Here is a 270-nt window from a genome sequence, read left to right on the forward strand (position 1 = left end):
CAGGTGCTATCCCTGGCGTGGTTCAGCCGCTGGGCAAACCGTTTGATCAGCGGCAAATCCGTTTCGCTCGAGAGACAACGAACCCGGATGGCGGCACCGCGTTGGCAGCCCTGAGCCAGTCGTATGACCTGATTGATCGTCTCCTGACTGGCATCCAGCGACAGATGGGATAACAGCGGCAAATCGGTGAGAGGAAGTTGCGCCGCGTTACTGATATAAAGACTGGTGCCGGAAATATCCGAGCTGTGCAAGGTAAGCCCCAATACCGTT

At 56.7% G+C, this 270-nt stretch carries 1 protein-coding gene; it reads right to left on the bottom strand.

Annotated elements, in window-relative coordinates:
- The coding region (locus Q4563_RS20015; RefSeq protein WP_303605759.1) for a hypothetical protein at nucleotides 1-270 on the bottom strand (270 nt) is incomplete at both ends.

The sequence above is a fragment of the Gilvimarinus sp. 1_MG-2023 genome (assembly GCF_030548285.1).